We start from the raw sequence: 17,114 nt of genomic DNA, 5'->3' as shown, positions 1-17,114 counted from the left end.
CGGAAACGATGTTCACGAGCAACCATCAGGTGGGGCCAGATCAAACCGTCGCAACACCACCGGCGAGTCGCAAACGGGGCCAGGTCTAGCCGTCGAGCCGGGGCCTCTTCAAGCTGTCATAGCCAGGGGTGCTGCTGTGTAGTTCGGGTGTGGTGCGACTGGATGGGGTGAGGGTTTCGGTGGAGTGCGCGGCGGCACCGGCTTCTGCGCGGGCCGCTCCTGTTTCGAGGCGACCTGCGGTCGTCGTGCCCTTGACTGCGCTTGCACCCTTCACGGGCGCGAGGAACGTGACACCTCCTGCGAACGCCGAGCCGAGCTTCTCAGCGAGCGTTTTGTTGGGGTCTTGGAAGTCGGTCCCGATGAGTTTTCGACCAGTTGTTTCCGTAGGCACGCCCGCGACTAAAGTATTCTTCGCGCGACTTTTCTGTAGGGCGACCGTTGATCACGTAATTGAGGTAAGCGTATCCTGCGGTGGAGGTGTTCACACCCGATTTCCCGATCTCCCAGCCCTACTGAACGAGTCCGATGGGTGCGAGGGTGCCCGATTGATGCCACAAGTCGTTCCAACGGTTCTCATTGAAGGCTTTGCGTGCTTCAGGATTTTGAGGAGCTTCACGGCCGCTTCGATCTGACCTTGCGGGGTCAACGACGAGATTCCCTGCAGCATGCCGTACAGGTTGGTCGCGACACCCTTTTCGAAGCGGAAGATGGCGTTGAGTGGGCGGTTGGTGATCCAGTCACCGGCGGTGAACTTGCCCCATCCTCTGCCGGCGGCTGAGGGCTGCGCGGGTCCGGCTTCGATGATGCGGTCACCCGCGACGCGATAGTTCTGCGTCGGCACGCCGGGTTTGGTGAGCACCACCTGTCCCGTGCCGTTGCCGTCGACAGTCCACTTCTCGGTGATCTGCGTCTTCGGATCGGTGCGGACCGAGTTCACCGCACCAGTGATCAGGTCCGTGGTGGTGACCGTCCGTGCCTTCGACGCGGGACCGGTGTGATCGGAAATCTGCGTCATATCCGGCGGTAGCCGACGCCTATTTTCCAGTTACCTCGCCGTGCGAGACGACGAACAAGAAGATCGGCAAATTCAGCCGTTTGCAGGTTTCCAGGTGGTTATCACCGCTGCGCACACCGGCGTTCGCGGCACGAACATCGAGTTCCGCCGACTGCCGTCTCGTGTAGCTGGACACTCAACTGGCGCGCTGGAAAACGCCTACCGACGACATCACTTCCCGCTGCGATACTAACCCGCGGAGCAACACGCGGACCGACGCCGGACACAGTGAACGAGTACCCTTCGCCTGGGCTCGCTTCGTCCACTTGATCTTCGGACACCATTCCTCGCACAGCATTTCGCCGAATCAGTCCGTTCAGCGCGTCCAGTTATCCATCCCACGCGGCTTCCATCGGCACGTTCCAGACTGGCACTTCAAAGTCGACCTGAAGGTGACGAAGTAGTGCTTCGGTCCGCTCCGCGATCCATTCAGCAGACTCCCCGGAAGCTACCCGAATCGTCAGCACTGACGGCGCCGAACTGCTCCACGCAGGTGCGTTGATGTCAGACACCCTGTACGCTACTCCTACTCAGGCAGGATGTAGGGACCGTCGTAATCGTCCGGCACCGTGCTCACGTCCACGATCTGACGCAACCTCGGGAAGCCGAAAGCTGCGCGCGTGTCATCGATCATCTCCACGGTCACATCCGCAGGGTTCTCGCATAGACGAACGCATTTCAACCCGCTACCAGGCTCAATGAAGACAGACGCGGACGAGGGCAGCCTCTCCTCATCAAATGGGACATCGCCCACGGAGAAGATCCAGTCGACTTGTACGGTGTCGGCAGATACTACTAGCTGATTAGCTGCCAAATCAACAGCCTGGCTCCGCTCATCTAGTTCAAACCAATATTCACTTGACTTGTGATCCACAAGCCCCGCTCTAACGCGATTGACCTTGACTGCTTGCGAAAGCGAATCGATTAGGCTGAGGTACGAGTTGGTTGTCTGGTGTTCAGGCGGAACAGTACCATCGTTGAGTTGGGAGATCGCGACCTCGAAACGTGAGTTCGCCGAGTCATCCCACACTGGGCCGTTGCCGTTTCGATCGGAGTGTTGCTTGCTAATGATTCCTGTCCATGCCGTGAAACCATAGCCCTCGGGGACAGAGTAGAAGTTCCAGTTGCCGCGATACTCCTTATTGTCCTCCAAGAGGAGGGCTGCGGCAACACCGTCGTTGTCAATGCCAGGCAGCAAGTGGTCACCGAATTCGCCGTTCAGCTCCCACGGGCGAGTCCAGCCGTTCGAGTAAAGAACTGAAAGGAATGAGGCTATCTGAGACACGCCTGCGTCGAAATTTCCTGGGGCGCCGGCGACCTCGATACGGACTCTCATATGTGCTCCTGAACGAATCTACTGGATGCCGCCTGTATCGGCTGCACGTGCAACAACATTCTACCTTATTCTACCGACCGAAATTCTGAGGGCGAATCGGGGTGAAGTCCGGGAATCGCTTCTTAAACTCGTCCAGCGACACGAAATCAATCTTCCGAAGGATCTCTGGCGGAAGATCCGAGCGTGCGTTCAGAATCCTTCTTGTCAGAGCGGGTGTATCGGTCCGATTGAAAACGACGGCGTAGCGGTTGTCTGTTCCGACCCCGAACTGAACACCCTTAGCTTGCAATGTTTCCGTTTGCTTTGTGATGCTTTCGATGAGGCTCTTTACCTGTGGTGGCAATGACTTGACGTTGGGGTTCTTTGCCACCGATTTAAGCGCACTTTCGAGCGCTTCTGAATATCCCAGTTTGGCATCGCCGTAGATGCGTTGCTTGCCTGCGTATCCTGCGATGTCGAGCTTGACGACACCGCTGTTGGCGATCCTTTCAGGTACGCCGTCAACTTTGTAGGCGTATTCGGCTGGGACTCTGCTAGTCCATTCTTGGAACATTGCCCAGAAGCGTTTTCCGCCGGTGTTTTTGTTAGTTATACCCTCGCCAGCCTTACCCCATTGTCCGATGTCGTCGGGGCGTCGCGACAGTGTAGTCGGGTCGTTGATGAGCGGTTTTTGGTGCGGGCGTCCTTCGATTCCGCCGACTGACTTCGTGCCGTTGGTGTCGGGTTTCGGTGTGGGCGATTCAGCCTTGGTGGTGACGCGCCCGACGGTGCTGCTCGGTCCCTCAGCGGTCTTCGCCGCGTCCCCACCCACCTTCTCCGCTGCGGGCATCGTGGTGAAGGCTTTGTCCGCGGTGGTGGGTGTGTCGATGGTCTTAGCAGTGTCAGCGCCCAGTTTCTCGGCGGTCGCCGCTGTGGTTGCTGGGGTTTTGGGGATCTCGGGTGTTTTCGCGCCTGCTGCGGCTACATCGGTTGCGGGTGTGGTGGTGAAGGGTTTGTAGTTCGGTCCGGGCGCGGGCGCGGTCGGCGCTGCTGGTTTGGTGGGTGCGGTTGCTTCCGCGCCGAGCCTGTCTGCTGCCCCTGCGGTGGTAGCGGGCGGGGCGGGTGTGCCGTGTGGTGTGTCGGCGATCTTAGGGGCAGTCACGGAAGGGGGTTCACCGGCGGTGGTGATCTTCGTGGCGGCGGCGTCAGGTTTGGGGAGGTCTGTTACCGCACGGGCGTCTTGGGCGGCTGCGCCTTCGCCGAGACGGGTGCTGATTCGTGATGCTGCTCCGCGTGTGAGTCCGCTGATGAGGCGTCCTGCTTCGGGGACTCCTGCGGCAATGCCGACGACGTCGAGGATTGTCATCGACGTTTCGAAGCTGAGGTCTTGGACCGAGCCTGGGTCGATGCTGCGGGAGGTGATCTTGCCGGTGTCAGCCCAGTGTTCGGTCTGGACGGACGTTCCTCGGATGTACGCGCCGTCGTTGCCGACGAGGTTATTGGTCGGACCGCTGCGGGCTCCACCGAACTCGACCTGGACCGCTTCGCCCTTGGTGGAGGAAGCTGCCTTCCCGTCGACACCGATCAGGGGGGCGGTGTAGCTGCGTGATCCGTTCGGGAGGATCTGAGTAATCGCCTTGGTGACATCGACAACGGGAATCGACAGGTACCGCTGGACGAGTGCGGCTAGCTGCTGTTCCAGTGTTTGTGAGTCCGCCATCTTCTTGGCCACATCCATTGGAATCGGCTCAGCATTCACCGGGTACGGCATGCTGATTGTCCCCTTCGAGTAGTCGATGGGGCGATCCTTCACGGCCTGTAGCTCAGCGGATTTCGCGGCGATTTCCTGTTGCAGCTTCTCCCGAGCGGGTACCGCCCACGAGTTGATCCGGTTCGCTGCGTCGATCGCTTCCTGACCGGCATCGGGTTTGCCGTACTCGATACCCGAACTCGTACCTGAACTTGTGCTGGTCACAGGTGCAGCGACGCTGCCACGCAGAGCAGTGTTGGCGAGGTCGTGCGCCACAGCGTTCGGGTTGGTGACACTGCCCCAACTCGCATCAACAGGTGCGCTAGCAGTTGGTGTGTCCCGCGACTCCGCCTCCGGCACATCCTGCGCGGGCGCGGGATGCCATGGGCCCCGAAGCCGCGAGTTGATGTCTTGCTGCCGCTGGCGCTCGTTCTCCGCGCGCTGCCCGAGCGCGTTGTCCACCTCAGGCGTCGGGGCGATCCGCGTACTCGTCTTCCCCGAATGATCCGTCGTAGTGACCGTAGTCGTCCCGTTACCGTTGTCAGCGGTAGAAGTCTGAGGCTGATACGTCTGACTCGGCGCAACCCTCGGAGCAGGCGCAGCAGCACGCTCCTCACCCGGCTTGGGATTGCCGATGACGCTATCAACACCATTCTCGTGGACGACCTCCTGCCCATTAGGCAACCGCTGCACCGTGATCGGCTTACCATCGGCCCCGTTGCCGTTATCAGGACCATCCGCGATCAGCGGATACAATGCGCCCTTGTTCGGCTGAATATGCTGCGTGACCGCCGAGGTAGCTTCGTCAATCTTCTCGATGCTGTACCAGGTGGGTTGCTCCCGCCCCAGTGCGTCTTTCGCCCACGGAGTCTTGATCGTCCGCACCGTCTCACCCGTGCGGGTGTTGGCCAGGACAACAGCACCGTCCGCCCGTTCAACCAATTCCTCGTCAGGACCTGTGGGCACCTGAGCGGTGAAGTGACCAGGACTGTCAGGGGTCGCCATGATGTACCAGGCTTTGGGCTCTCCGCCTTCGAGGTCGGGGAGGGTGAAGGTGACGTATCCGCCGTTGTCGGCGTGCACATCCACATCGGAGGTGGTGACTTGCACTTCGCCGGTGTTGGCGACCACATGACCAGCTTCGAGGTTCTTCAATGTGCGGGCATCGAGGGCGTAAGTGAGTGTCTCTTTCGCGCCTTCGCGGGCAAGTTCACCAGGCTTGGAGAGCGCTTCGACGATCCCGTACGCCCAGCCGACGAAGGGCACCACTGCGGGTGCATGGGTCGCTGCTGACCCGGCGGCGGCGATCGGGTCGGCCAGGATCTGTTCGGGTGTCGCAGACGCCACAGCACGACCTGCACCAGCGACGGGGCTGGTGACGTTCGAGAGCAGTCCTGTCCAGGCGCGGACGGGGTCACCGCCGACGCCAATGAGGGCGGCATTGCCGGCGATGGTGTTACCGAGGCGGTCAACCGCACCGCCGACGAACCGCCCCGGCACCGAGACCACCTGACCGACAGCGCTCTCCGCGATCGACTGCGCCTTCGAGTCCTCGCCCGACCATCTACGCCCTGCAGCCTTCTTGCGTGGCTGTTCTCGGAGCAGGGTGGATGGGGAGGCGAGCATCATCATCGCCGTCGGCACACCCGTCGGATCGAGCCCTAGGATGTTCGTCGCCAGCCCGGCCCGAACGAGCTTCTGTGCTTCAGGGCTCGCGGGGTCAGTGAGAATCTGGTCGCCGACCTTGATCCCGTCCGGGGTGACCTCCGTCGCGAGCTGCTGCCCTCGAGCGCCCACTTGCTGGACAGTCGAGGTGACCGCGCCGGCGGCGGCACCCACTCCATCGACCCCGGCCTTCAGCGCCCTACCGGGCGCCCCGGTCACGCCACCGGCGGCGGAGGCCGCCCGCGAGGCGGTCGACCGAACACCCTGCGCCACAACACCACCCGCCACTACTCCGCCAGGCAGCGTGGAGAAGTAGTCATTGACCGGGACCATCGCCTCGGTGCCTGCGTTGATCTGCGCGGCCGCCTGCTGACCGGCCACCGCCACCCGCTCGTGCACCACACCCGCAGCACGGACGAGCTCATCCCACTCGCTGCGCAGCCCCGAGTATTCGGTGAACGGGACGTTGACCTTGATCCACACCTTCTGCATGTGTTCGAAGACCGCCCGCGCCCGCGCTTCGAGGGGCTTCAACGCCACCTGGGAAGCATCGAGTTCACGGGCGAGTTCCTTGATCCCCGAACCGACCCGGGAATACGACTCGACGGCGGCGCCGAGCTGCATCGCCAGCTCGCCGGGGACTCGACCGCGGAAGAACTCACCCTCCACACCCACGAACTCTGGGATCTCGAGCCCACGAACCCGGGTATGTGCCGCCTGCGCTGCCTCCGCGAACCCCAGATACAGGCGTGCATGGTCGAGCACCTCATCAACGCTCACCCCCGGCAGCGTGAACACCGCCTCCGGGAACCCCCCGACGATCAGATCACCGAGCAGCTCCAACTCCCCGACGATGCCGTCACCAGGAGTGATGTCGAGACTCATGCGGGCGCCCTTCCTAGGCTGGTAAACGGCTTGGCCTCCACCCGGTGGTGGTATCGGCACATCGATCAGTTCGGGACGGCGGCCACTGAGACGGGACCTACAGAGTGATCCCGTAGCGGTTGAGTAGGTCGCGCTCGAGTTGCGGAAGACGGGACTCGTCATAGGTGGCGACGGTGACGGTCAGGGCAACGGTCTGGCCACCAAGCTCGAACACGGTGAGCTTCTTGATATCTGCAACAGGTCGCTTCGTCGTCGCTTCGACGTAGTGGGTGGCCACGGTCATCGAGGGGAGCCCGCACGGCCCAGACGAAGCGTGACGACTGGCGACGCCGCGAGTAATGAGCGCAGCGAACTTCTCGGACGTGCCGTAGCGCTGTGGTTCCTTGATCACACCGAACGTCGCGTAGAACGAGTCGGTGTCGTCACTGCTCTCAATGCGGCCGAGCCGAATTCCGCTGCCCTCTGGTTCTGACGCTGCATGCCGCCATCCCGGTACGGCTGGAACCTCGACTCTGACACCATCGGGTTTCCCCAGCGTCAGAGTCGGAGCTCCCTGCGCCGGGCACCCGTGGGTGGTCGGCGTGGCACCAGCGGGAGCAGTCACTACCGAAGCCGCGATGGCGGCGGTAGCGACGGCGGCGACCACAAGGCGCCGCGTCAGCGCAGTGAGTGAAGAATTGTGCGAAGTCATGGTTGGTCCCTTGTCTGGAACGAGCGACTTATCGATGTGGCTTCGCGACGGCTAGTTGCGAGACAGGGCAGAGCGGACCTGCGAGCGCATGTCACGCACCTGCTCAGTGTTCGTACCGAGCGCCGTCTTCATCTGCCCCAGAATCTCGCTCACCGACGCCGCAGCGTTGTTCCACTTGGTCTGCACACCCCGATACAGCACCTGCTCATCGGCGTTCCACTGCGACTCCACCGACGCGACGTACCCCTGCAACTGCTCCAGGTTCGCCTCCAACGCCGCCACGATCGACGCCAGATCATCACCGGCCGTCTCCGCGCCACCCTCGTCGTACGCATACATCTCAGACACGATCATCTCCTCACAGGCAAAGCTTGGAAGCAGCCCACGACAGTCCGTGGCTGCAGAAAACGAGTCGAGCCCGACAGCTCGACAAGGGTCAGCGGAACTTCGCCTGATCCCACGCCATACCGCGGGCCGCCTGCTCAAGGTTCGCCGCCTGCTGCTGCTCACCGGAGGTGTACAGCTGCCCGGCCTGACCCACCGACTCACGAATCGTCGTCAACGCCGCATTGAGCTCCTTGAACGACGCATCCCACCGCGTCGTCAACTGATCCCACGCGATGAACGACTGCCCCTTCCACGACGCCGGCAACGCCTCCACCGCAGAAACGAACCGCTTACCCTGAGCGTTCAACGCCCCCGACACCTGCTCGATGTTGGTCGCATGCGTGGTCACCGCATGATTGGCGACCGAGAAACGAGTACCCATGACCTGACGTACCTCCCCGGAGATCCAGGGGCAAGACACCCCTGGTTGAATTTGGGCAGGACACTACAACCGGTTACCGACCTTCGCAACAGTTACCGCAACCAACGTACCCTTCGTCACATGAACTAGCGGGAGTCGGATCCGCAGGATATTGTCGCCGCGATCCATATCAAAATCTCAGGTTCGTTGGAGGCAATACTCCTCGACCGTGATCAACGGGGGAACGCGCAGTGGCGAAACATGCTGTACGTCACAACAGGTCTCGCGACGCGTCGCTGCTCATATCGCGTGCACGTGCCGCCGCGGTCGGTGCGGTCGCGGTGTGCACCGTCGCCGCCTGCTCCACTTCCTCAGCCCCCTCTCAGACGGCTGAAGGGGGTGCGCAGCCGTCCCAGGCCAGCGCCCAGGGTTCATTTCCCTACGCCGTGCCGCCCGCCCCGGGCGTTCCGGGGCTCCCCGTCGTCGCCACCGCGCCGAACGGCCCGGGCGGCCCCGGCACGCAGGCGAAGCCGACGGCGCCGGCACCCGAGCCGCCGGGCGCAGGCCAACCCGCTCTGCCGCAGGGGCGATCTGTGACGAACGCTTTTGTTTCGAAGATCACTGGCGCCCAGTCGTACTCCCACACCGACAAGAACTGGGGCGTCGCCGGCGCGGCGTGGGCCGTGCCTTTCGCTGACTCGCGGGGACGTACCCTCGTCGCGTTCGGGGACACCTTCGGTGGCCCCCGTGCGACCGGCGAACAGGCCACGACCCCGCCACTGGTTGACGGTAGCGGACTGAACGTGCCGATCATCCCGTCAGCTGTGAAGCTGCCCGTTCCGGACATTCCACTCATCAACATCCGTGCCGGTGGCCAACAGAGTTCCGGATCGGGCAACAGCGGCGGCTCCGGCAACTCCTCGGAGGGTTCCGGTGGTGGCTCCGGACAGCAGAGCCCCGGCGTCGGGTGGACGGGCACCTCGGGTCCCACCGGCTTCGACTGGCGTTCAAACACGCTCGCCGTAGCTGACGTGTCCAACCCGTCGGCGGGAATGAAGATCACCTCCTTCGTCACGGATCGCCCCGGACACGCCAAGGAGATCCTGCAGAGCGCCAAGGCCAAGGGCGCGGAGGAGACTGTCATCCCCACATCCGGATTCGCCATCGGCGACCGGACCTTCCTGACCTACACATCGATTCGGAACTGGGGCCCCTCCTCGGGCCAGTGGATGTCCAACTACTCGGGCATCGCCTACTCCGACGACGGTGGCTCCACCTGGTTCAAGGACCCCAAGGCGGTGTGGCGGAACTCCGAGCGGAACACCGCCTTCCAGATGACGTCCGCGGTGGTCGTCGGCGACGAGGTCTACCTCTACGGCAGTCCGCCCGGCCGCGTCGGCGGCGTCTTCGTCTCGAAGGCCAAGACCAAGGACGTCCTCGACTCGTCCAAGTACAAGGTCTGGAACGGCGGCGAGTTCTCGGCCGCGGAACGGACCGCACCCTCGCCTCTCGCCTGGGGTGCGCTCGGTGACTTCAACGTCGCGTACCACCCGGGAGTCCAGCGTTTCGTGATGGTCAATACAGACATGGTGCGCAACGCGATCGTCATGCGTCAGTCACCGTCAGCTCTCGGCCCCTGGTCGGACCCCGAGATCATCGCGTCCGGCACCGACTACCCGAGCCTCTACGCGCCTCGCGTCCTGCCCGGTTCTTCCGGAAACGACCTGTACTTCGTGGTGTCCCAGTTCAACTCGTACAACACGTACCTGATGCACACCAACGTCACCAAGCAGAACCCCAAGGCCCCGGCGCAATTGGCGCCGATCACGCTTCCCGGTGGCGCGCAGGTACCGTCGATCCCCGTCCCCGACGTGGGCCAGAGTCCGCTGCCGACCGCCCCCTTCCTACCGCCGGGACCGGCCCAGGGCGCACCGAACGGGCCGACCAGCCAGTTGCCTCCCAACCCCGCCAAGCCCACCTCGACGGCCGCCACCGCGACCGCGCGCACCGGCGCCTGATCTTCCTGCGCCGAATCCGTCGTCACGCCCCGGAAGGACCGAATCCGATGACCTCTTCGTTCTCTCAGTTCCCGCTCGACGACCTGCTCGACGCGAGCAGCAGCCTGCGAGCGGTCTCCGCATCGCTGTCCGCCCCGGCACGCCCCGTCGTCTCCGGCTCGGGCACCGAGGCCGGCGCTGCAGTCAACGCAGCCATGGCCGGTCACGCCGAGGTGGGCGGAGTCTTCACCAGGCAGCTGATCGGCAACATCGCCGAGTTCGGGACCGCGGCCGACGGCATCGCGGCCCGGGCGTCCGCCTCGGACATCGCCGGTAGGGCACTGTTCGACCGCGTGCAGCCGTGACGCGCCTCGCGCCGACGGCGGCAAACCCTGCCGCCCCGCAGTCGGGAGCACTTGATGGCTGAGTTCGCTCGAGTCACCGTCGTGGGCCCCGAGGACTCCGCTGCGGATGTGACCGCCCCGCTCGGACGTCCGATCGCCGAAGTCGTCGACCAGGTCGCCGCCGTCCTCGGTCTTGATCCGTCCGACGAGTCGGGATGGCGGTTCGCGTCCGTTGCGGCCGGTCCCCTTGCCGCGCACGGCACACTCAGTGACTACGACGTCGTCGACGGCGACATGCTCTACATCGTTCCCGCCGCGAGCGAGATCGCCGCACCGGAGATCTTCTCTGCGATCGACGTCGTCGCGGATCACGTCGAGGACGATCGACGGATGTGGACGGGCAGCGCCCGGCACTCGGTCGTTGTAGGGTACGCGGGAATGCTGGTCGTGGTCGCGGCCATCGCGTTCGCGGTCACTGGCGGCCTCGTCGCCGGTGCCTGCGCCGCGGCGATGGGAGCTTTCATCCTCGCGACCTATGCAGCACCCGAACCGGCCCGGCACCTGGTCTGGATCACCCCGATCTGCTTCGCCGCAGCGCTGGCTGCGGTCTTCCACTCGGCCCCGTGGCCCCAGGTCGTCCTCGCCACCGTCGGCGGCGCTCTGTGCGGCATTGCCGTCACCACCTTCGTCCTCTCGCCGGCGCGCTGGGCGATCGTCGCCTCGTCCGCGATCGCAGGCGCCGCTTCCATCGCCGCGGTGATCGCGATTCGGTTGGGAGTCAATGCGACCGCGCTGGCCGCCTGGATCTCTCCGATTCTCATCATCGGGCTCGCTTGCGCCGGAAGGCTTTCGGTGGCCTGGTCGGGACTCGGAGCGGTCGTCGCCAGGACTGAGGAGGAGTCTCCGGCCGCCTCCTATCAGGCGGGGCGTGAGCGCCCCGGCCGGCCCGAGATCGTGCGACGAACCGTCATCGCAACCGATCTCCTCGACGGAATCGTCTGGGCGTGCTGTGCAAGCGCGGTGGGAGCCGTTCTGGTGCTGGCGATCACCGGCGTCTGGGAGCAGGCGGCGTTCGGCGCGTACATCGGACTGGCCTTCCTCCTGCGCAGTCGCAGTTTCTCCGAGGTCCGCCACGTCGCACCCATCATCGGGGTCGCGGTGACCAGTGCGTTCATCGTGCCCGTCGCGCTGATCGGTCAGCGCATCGGCGACTCGGCGCCGTTCATCACGGCCGCGGCGACGATGGTCATCGCTCTCCTCCTAGGAGTGATGATCCTATTCCTAGGCTACTTCGAACTCCCGACCGTCACCGGCGCCCGACTGGCACAGGTCTGGAACGTCCTCGACGCGCTCGTGCTACTGGGCCTGATCCCCATGCTGTTCTGGGCTCAGGGCATCTACCAGTACATACTTGGTACCGACGTGGGGCGTTGACTGTGACTTCGAGCCCATCCAACCGGCGACCCACACCCCCGCCAGCACAGCTGCCGCTCCGATCGCCGCGATGGCGACCGACCACAGCACCAGCATCACGACCGATGCCGTCGACCTCGGGGGAAGCTTGCCGTTCAATACCGCAGCGGTGGTCAGCCTGGTGCGAAGCGCATGCGCCTGAAGGATCCGCTGTCGCTCGGACCGCTCCCAATGCGCCGGCTGACGAGCCGAACCCGCCGCTTGTTCATCGACCTGCATGCCGCAACGGTATCGCGCGCACGACCTCGAGAGGCCACTCCGTGACGAAATCGACAGGGCGCCCGTCGTACCGAGAGATCCCGCGTCGACCTCGAGCCGTCCTCCGCGGTGTCACGGTCGCCCTCGCGATCCTCGTTCTGTTGTCCGGATGCTCCGCGCGCCTGACGAGAAGCCCCGATGCCGCGGCCTCCTCTGCCGCTGCCAAGCCGTCGGCCCCCCGGGCCGCCGCGGCGATGGCCAAGTGGGCCACTATCCACAGTGGGCCCTACCTCACCCCGACGACGGCCCTCGAGTCCTACTCCTGGGCCGCCCTGGTCATGGGGAAGAACGCTCCCCGCTGTCAGCTCGGTTGGGCCACACTGGCGGCCATCGGGCGCCTCACCTCGGACCACGGCACGACCCGAGGTCACCGCCTCGGCGACGACGCCGTCGTCCGGCCCACCTTCCGTGAAGCACAGAAGCCTGCCGCGAAGGACACCGACGGCGGCTTCTACGACGGCGACCGCTCCGCGGACCTGCTGATGGGCCCACTCCTGTTCAGCCCCACCGTATGGGAGCAGTGGGCGATCACCGCGAGCTCCGATACCAATGCGCCGCCCAACCCGGACAACCTCGACGATGCGGCCCTGACCCTCGCGCGCCTGCTCTGCGGTGCCGGCGCCGACATGTCGACGCCGGAGGGGTGGCAGAAGGCGGTCTCCTCGTACAACCAGGATCCCAAGTTCATCGAGGCCGTCAACGTCCAGGCCAAGTCGTTCACCGACTGAAGCATCACCGCGGAAGAATCGAACCTCCATGTCGGTCACCATTTTCCGTCGGCCCGCGCGCGGGCGCGGTCCTGAGCTGAACGTCGCTCCCCTCGATATCCCGGCAGTGCCTGCAACCGCGCGCGGCGCCGGCGGCATTTCCACGGTCGTTCGCGCGGTGCTCCCCCTCGGTGCGGCCATCGGGGCCGGCGCGATGCTGTTCTCCGGCAACAATCCGATCCGGATGCTCGCCGGTGTCGCGATCATCGCCTCCATGGTGCTCGCCGCCATCGCCAGTGTCGTCTTCGCGCGCACCGGCAGCCGTCGCGAAGCCCGCGAGGCTCGCCTCGGTTATGTGGACTACATCGGCCGGATGCGCCTCGGTATCGACCAGGACATCCTCGACTACCGCGCCGCGATGGCGTGGCGGCATCCGGTGCCCGAGGCCCTACCGCAGATCGCGGTCAACCGGCTGCGGCTGTTCGAACGCCGACGCGGCGACATCGACTTCCTGGTCGTCCGCATCGGCGAGGGCATCGGACCGATAGCGCGGTCCATCAGCCTCCCCGGCCCTGCAGGCTCCGCCGCGCCGCCCGATCCGGTCGCAGCTGCCCACGCCGACCGGCTCCTCCAACGTGCCGATTCCGTCACCGGAGTGCCGGTCGCCGTGCGCTTGCGCGGAACTGTCTCGGTGCTGGGCGAAGGACACGAGACCGGCCGCACGATCACTGCGATCGTTCTCGGCGCCGCCACTCTGCACGCCCCCGCCGACCTCCAGATCATGCTGTGCACCACGCCCGAGGACATCGGAACCCCGCCCGATCCCGTCACCGGGGCGGGCAGGTTCGACTGGATGAAGTGGCTGCCGCACACCGCCGATCCCGGCCGCTTCGACGGCCCCTTCCCCGCCCGCCGCATCACCACCGATCTCGATGAGATGCGTGCGCGACTCGTCGAGATCATCTCCGCACGACTCACCGCGCTCAGCGACCGTGGGCACCGCTCGCGCTCCGAGTCGGCCTGGGACGGACCCACGCTCGTCGTAGTGATGACCGAGTCCGCGCGGATCGGCGGCGGTATCGGGGCGGGTACCGACCCCGCAGATCTGCTTCCACCTGGAGTCTCACCGGAGCAGCTCGGCATCTGCTTCGTGACCGAAACCCAGCGCCGCGTCGACGAGCCGGGGCACGTCGACACCCGCGTTCGCGTCTCTCCCACGGGGGAGGTGGACGTCACCGACCTGACCGGGGTCCTCACCCGGCTCCTGGGTGGAGACGATTCGGACGCGGACAGCGATGGCGACGCTGCCGAGAACGCCACCACCGCGCGAAGCTCGAGATCGGCTCTCGACGGTGACGACGGCAGGATCTCCGCGGCTTCGATCAACGGCATCGACCTCGACGCAGGTCCGGTCTGGGTCAAACGCCTCATCCTGGGGACGGATCGCGGCACCGTCGACGCGTGGACTCTCGAGCTCGCCACCGTCTGCGCCAGGCGACTCGCGCCGCTGCGCCTCGTCGCGGATCCGATTCCGTCGAGCGCACTCGAGTCGACCTTCGACCTTCCGTCCCTCCACGACATCGGTGATCCCGCCGACCTCGATCCCGCGACCCTGTGGAGCAGACCCCGGCCGCTCAGCGATCACCTCAACGTCCCGATCGGCGCGGACGCCGCGGGAGCCCCGGTCCGCCTCGACATCAAGGAGTCCGGGCAGAACGGCATGGGACCGCACGGACTCTGCATCGGCGCCACGGGATCCGGCAAGTCCGAGCTCCTACGAACCCTCCTCACATCGATGGCGATCGCGCATCCGCCGGACCTGCTCTCGTTCGTCCTCGTCGACTACAAGGGCGGCGCCGCGTTCGCGGGATTCGAGCGTCTCCCCCACACAAGCGCCTCGGTCGACAACCTCGCCGATGACCTGGGACTGGTCGACCGCCTCCACGACGCGCTCCTCGGTGAGCTCCAACGGCGCCAGCGCGTCCTCGCCGACGCCGGAAATCTCCCCAACGTCACCGAGTACCAGCGACTGCGTCGGGCCCGATTCGCCGATCCCGCGGCGGAGCAGTTGGCGCCGCTACCGGCGCTCTTCGTCGTGATCGACGAGTTCGGCGAGATCCTTTCGGCCAAGCCCGACTTCATCGACCTGTTCGTCCAGATCGGACGGATCGGCCGATCGATCGGTGTGCATCTTCTGCTGTCCACACAACGTCTCGAGGAAGGGCGGCTCCGCGGTCTCGAATCGCACCTCTCCTACCGGATCGGACTGCGGACCTTCACGGCGCAGGAATCCCGTACGGCGCTCGGCGTCTCCGACGCGCACACATTGCCCGCCGTGCCCGGTTCCGCGATCCTCAAGGTGGATCCCGACGTCTTCACCCGGTTCAAAGCCGCATTCGTCTCCGGCCCGTACCGGCCCAGTGTCGAACGCGTACAGAGCGAGGCGGCCCCCGAGGTGACTCGGTTCGAGTTCCTTCCCCCTGCGGAAGAACACGGGCGCCATGCTTCCGCCGCGGCCACTGTCGCGCCATCCGACACCACCACCCTCGACGTCATCCTCAATGCCCTCGATGCGCCGGCACTCCAGTCGCGCCGCATCTGGCTGCCCCCGCTTCCGGCAGCGCTGTCTCTCGCTGAGATCGGCACGGATACTCACCCGCGCGCGACGGACCTCACGGTCGCCATCGGCCTCGCGGACGAGCCCAAGCGACAGCGACAGTCACCGCTCACCGTCGATTTCCGGGGAACCTCCGGCAACGTCTACATCTCGGGCGCGCCCCAGACCGGCAAGACGACCACGCTCCGGACCATCGTGGCGGCGAGCGCGATCAGCCATCCGCCCGCGGCGCTCGGCTTCCACATCATCGACGCGAACGGGACGGCGCTCGCCGACCTCGAACGGCTCCCCAACACGGGAAGCATCGCGACGCGCTACGACGGGGACCTCGCACGCCGGATCGTGGCGGACCTCCATGGCAGCCTCGATTCCCGCGAGCAGTTCTTCGCCTCCCGTCGCATCCAAGGGGTCGCAGACCTCCGAGCGCGCATCGACCGCGGCGAGCAGTTCCCGGAGATCGAGACCACAGACATCGTGCTCGCGATCGACGGGTGGGCGTCGTTCAAGGAGACCCACGAGGACCTCGTGGACGTGATCCAGGACATCGGCAACCGCGGCCTCGCACTCGGCGTCCACATCGTCCTCACCGGCGGGCGCTGGGCAGATCTCCGAATGTCGATGCAGGCGGTGATCGGCACCAAGATCGAACATCGACTCAACGACCCGCTCGATTCGACGATCGGCCGCGCACAGAACACGCTGATCCGCGCGGATCAGCCCGGCCGGGTCATCACCACCGATCCCCTCGGTGCGCAAGCCCAGATCGCCCTTCCCCGCGCCTCCTCGGATTCGGGATTCGACGGGGTCGTCGAATCGGCGCGGAAGCGCGCCGCAGGGCAGAGCATGCCGCCGGTCCCCACCCTCCCCGACGCCCTCGCCTACCGCGGATTCCGTTCCGGTTTCCCCGAGCGCGAGCCACTCCTCGTGGGCATCAATGAGACCGACCTCGCACCCCTCGTGCTGGATCCCACGACGACCGACCAGCACCTACTCGTGATCGGCGAATCCCGTTCCGGGAAGACGAACCTCCTCCGCGTGATCATCGAGGAGCTCGTCTCGACACACACCGACGACCAATTGGTCATCGGCCTGTTCGACCCGCGGCGCACGCTGCAGGGTTTCGTCCCCGACGACTACCTGGGCGGGTACGCGGGTTCGCCACCGGCGGCCGGAGCACTCGCGGCGGGGATCGCTGAGGAACTACAACGCCGGCTGCCGCCGGAGGATCTACAACAGCAGGCAGCGCCGTTCACCGGGCCCCACATCTACCTCATCGTCGACGACTATGACCTACTCGCGTCCAGCACGTCGAACAATCCCCTGACACCGCTGATCCCCTACCTGCCCTACGCCGCCGACATCGGATTGCACCTCGTCGTCGTGCGCCGCTCGGCGGGGATCAGCCGCGCGCTGTACGACAGCGTGGTCGGCGGCATCCGCGAGCACAACGCAACGATGGTGCTGTTCTCGGGCGACCGTCAAGAGGGCAGCCTGGCCCCCGGGATCCACCTCACCCATCAGCCTGTCGGTCGCGTCCGCATCGTCCGGCCCCACTCGGCGCCTGTGCACGCCCAGACCCTGCTCCTGGCTCCCGAGTAGGCCGTTCTCGC

Annotated in this window: 11 protein-coding genes; 5 read left to right on the top strand and 6 right to left on the bottom strand. The window is 65.3% G+C overall.

Annotation, left to right across the window (positions count from 1 at the left end; translation table 11 throughout):
• Nucleotides 1–481: 481 nt before the first annotated feature.
• The 6 genes from FK268_RS18060 to FK268_RS18025 form a co-directional block, all read right to left on the bottom strand.
• The gene (locus FK268_RS18060) at nucleotides 482–1,015 is read right to left on the bottom strand and encodes a hypothetical protein (RefSeq protein WP_146436582.1); all 534 of its coding nucleotides are present in this window, start codon (nucleotides 1,013–1,015) and stop codon (nucleotides 482–484) included.
• 565 nt (nucleotides 1,016–1,580) lie between these two features.
• On the bottom strand, nucleotides 1,581–2,390 hold the full coding sequence (locus FK268_RS18055) for a hypothetical protein (protein WP_146436580.1): 810 nt from the start codon (nucleotides 2,388–2,390) through the stop codon (nucleotides 1,581–1,583).
• Between the two features lie 70 nt (nucleotides 2,391–2,460).
• A complete protein-coding gene (locus tag FK268_RS18050; protein ID WP_158636148.1) occupies nucleotides 2,461–6,669 on the bottom strand; it encodes a hypothetical protein in 4,209 nt (1,402 codons plus the stop codon).
• Nucleotides 6,670–6,766: 97 nt separating this feature from the next.
• The gene (locus FK268_RS18035) at nucleotides 6,767–7,360 is read right to left on the bottom strand and encodes a hypothetical protein (protein ID WP_146436572.1); all 594 of its coding nucleotides are present in this window, start codon (nucleotides 7,358–7,360) and stop codon (nucleotides 6,767–6,769) included.
• Nucleotides 7,361–7,411: 51 nt separating this feature from the next.
• Complete coding sequence (locus FK268_RS18030) at nucleotides 7,412–7,699, bottom strand: WXG100 family type VII secretion target (RefSeq protein WP_074850883.1); 288 nt, start codon at nucleotides 7,697–7,699, stop codon at nucleotides 7,412–7,414.
• A 97-nt stretch (nucleotides 7,700–7,796) separates the two neighbouring features.
• Nucleotides 7,797–8,129 carry a WXG100 family type VII secretion target gene (locus FK268_RS18025; protein ID WP_068627341.1) on the bottom strand — a complete coding sequence of 111 codons (333 nt, stop codon included), beginning with the start codon at nucleotides 8,127–8,129 and terminating at the stop codon, nucleotides 7,797–7,799.
• Between the two features lie 425 nt (nucleotides 8,130–8,554).
• Here FK268_RS18025 and FK268_RS18020 point away from each other — a divergent pair, with 425 nt between their 5' ends.
• The 5 genes from FK268_RS18020 to eccCa all read left to right on the top strand — a co-directional run bounded on the left by FK268_RS18020 (nucleotide 8,555) and on the right by eccCa (nucleotide 17,103).
• On the top strand, nucleotides 8,555–10,126 hold the full coding sequence (locus tag FK268_RS18020; RefSeq protein WP_158636147.1) for a glycoside hydrolase family 183 protein: 1,572 nt from the start codon (nucleotides 8,555–8,557) through the stop codon (nucleotides 10,124–10,126).
• Nucleotides 10,127–10,173: 47 nt separating this feature from the next.
• Nucleotides 10,174–10,470: a hypothetical protein gene (locus FK268_RS18015; protein ID WP_146436568.1), complete on the top strand. Its 297-nt coding sequence runs from the start codon at nucleotides 10,174–10,176 to the stop codon at nucleotides 10,468–10,470.
• Between the two features lie 54 nt (nucleotides 10,471–10,524).
• A complete protein-coding gene (locus tag FK268_RS18010) occupies nucleotides 10,525–11,883 on the top strand; it encodes an EsaB/YukD family protein (RefSeq protein WP_146436566.1) in 1,359 nt (452 codons plus the stop codon).
• Nucleotides 11,884–12,182: 299 nt separating this feature from the next.
• Nucleotides 12,183–12,908 (top strand): lysozyme family protein, encoded by a 726-nt coding sequence (locus FK268_RS18005; protein ID WP_146436564.1) that lies wholly within the window; start codon nucleotides 12,183–12,185, stop codon nucleotides 12,906–12,908.
• Nucleotides 12,909–13,014: 106 nt separating this feature from the next.
• Nucleotides 13,015–17,103 carry a type VII secretion protein EccCa gene (eccCa, locus tag FK268_RS18000; protein ID WP_158636146.1) on the top strand — a complete coding sequence of 1,363 codons (4,089 nt, stop codon included), beginning with the start codon at nucleotides 13,015–13,017 and terminating at the stop codon, nucleotides 17,101–17,103.
• The last annotated feature ends 11 nt before the right edge of the window (nucleotides 17,104–17,114 follow it).

This window comes from Tsukamurella sputi, assembly GCF_007858445.1.
Classification (GTDB): domain Bacteria; phylum Actinomycetota; class Actinomycetes; order Mycobacteriales; family Mycobacteriaceae; genus Tsukamurella; species Tsukamurella sputi.
Note: the sequence above shows the minus strand (reverse complement) of the source record. Positions and strands in the feature narration are given on the sequence as shown.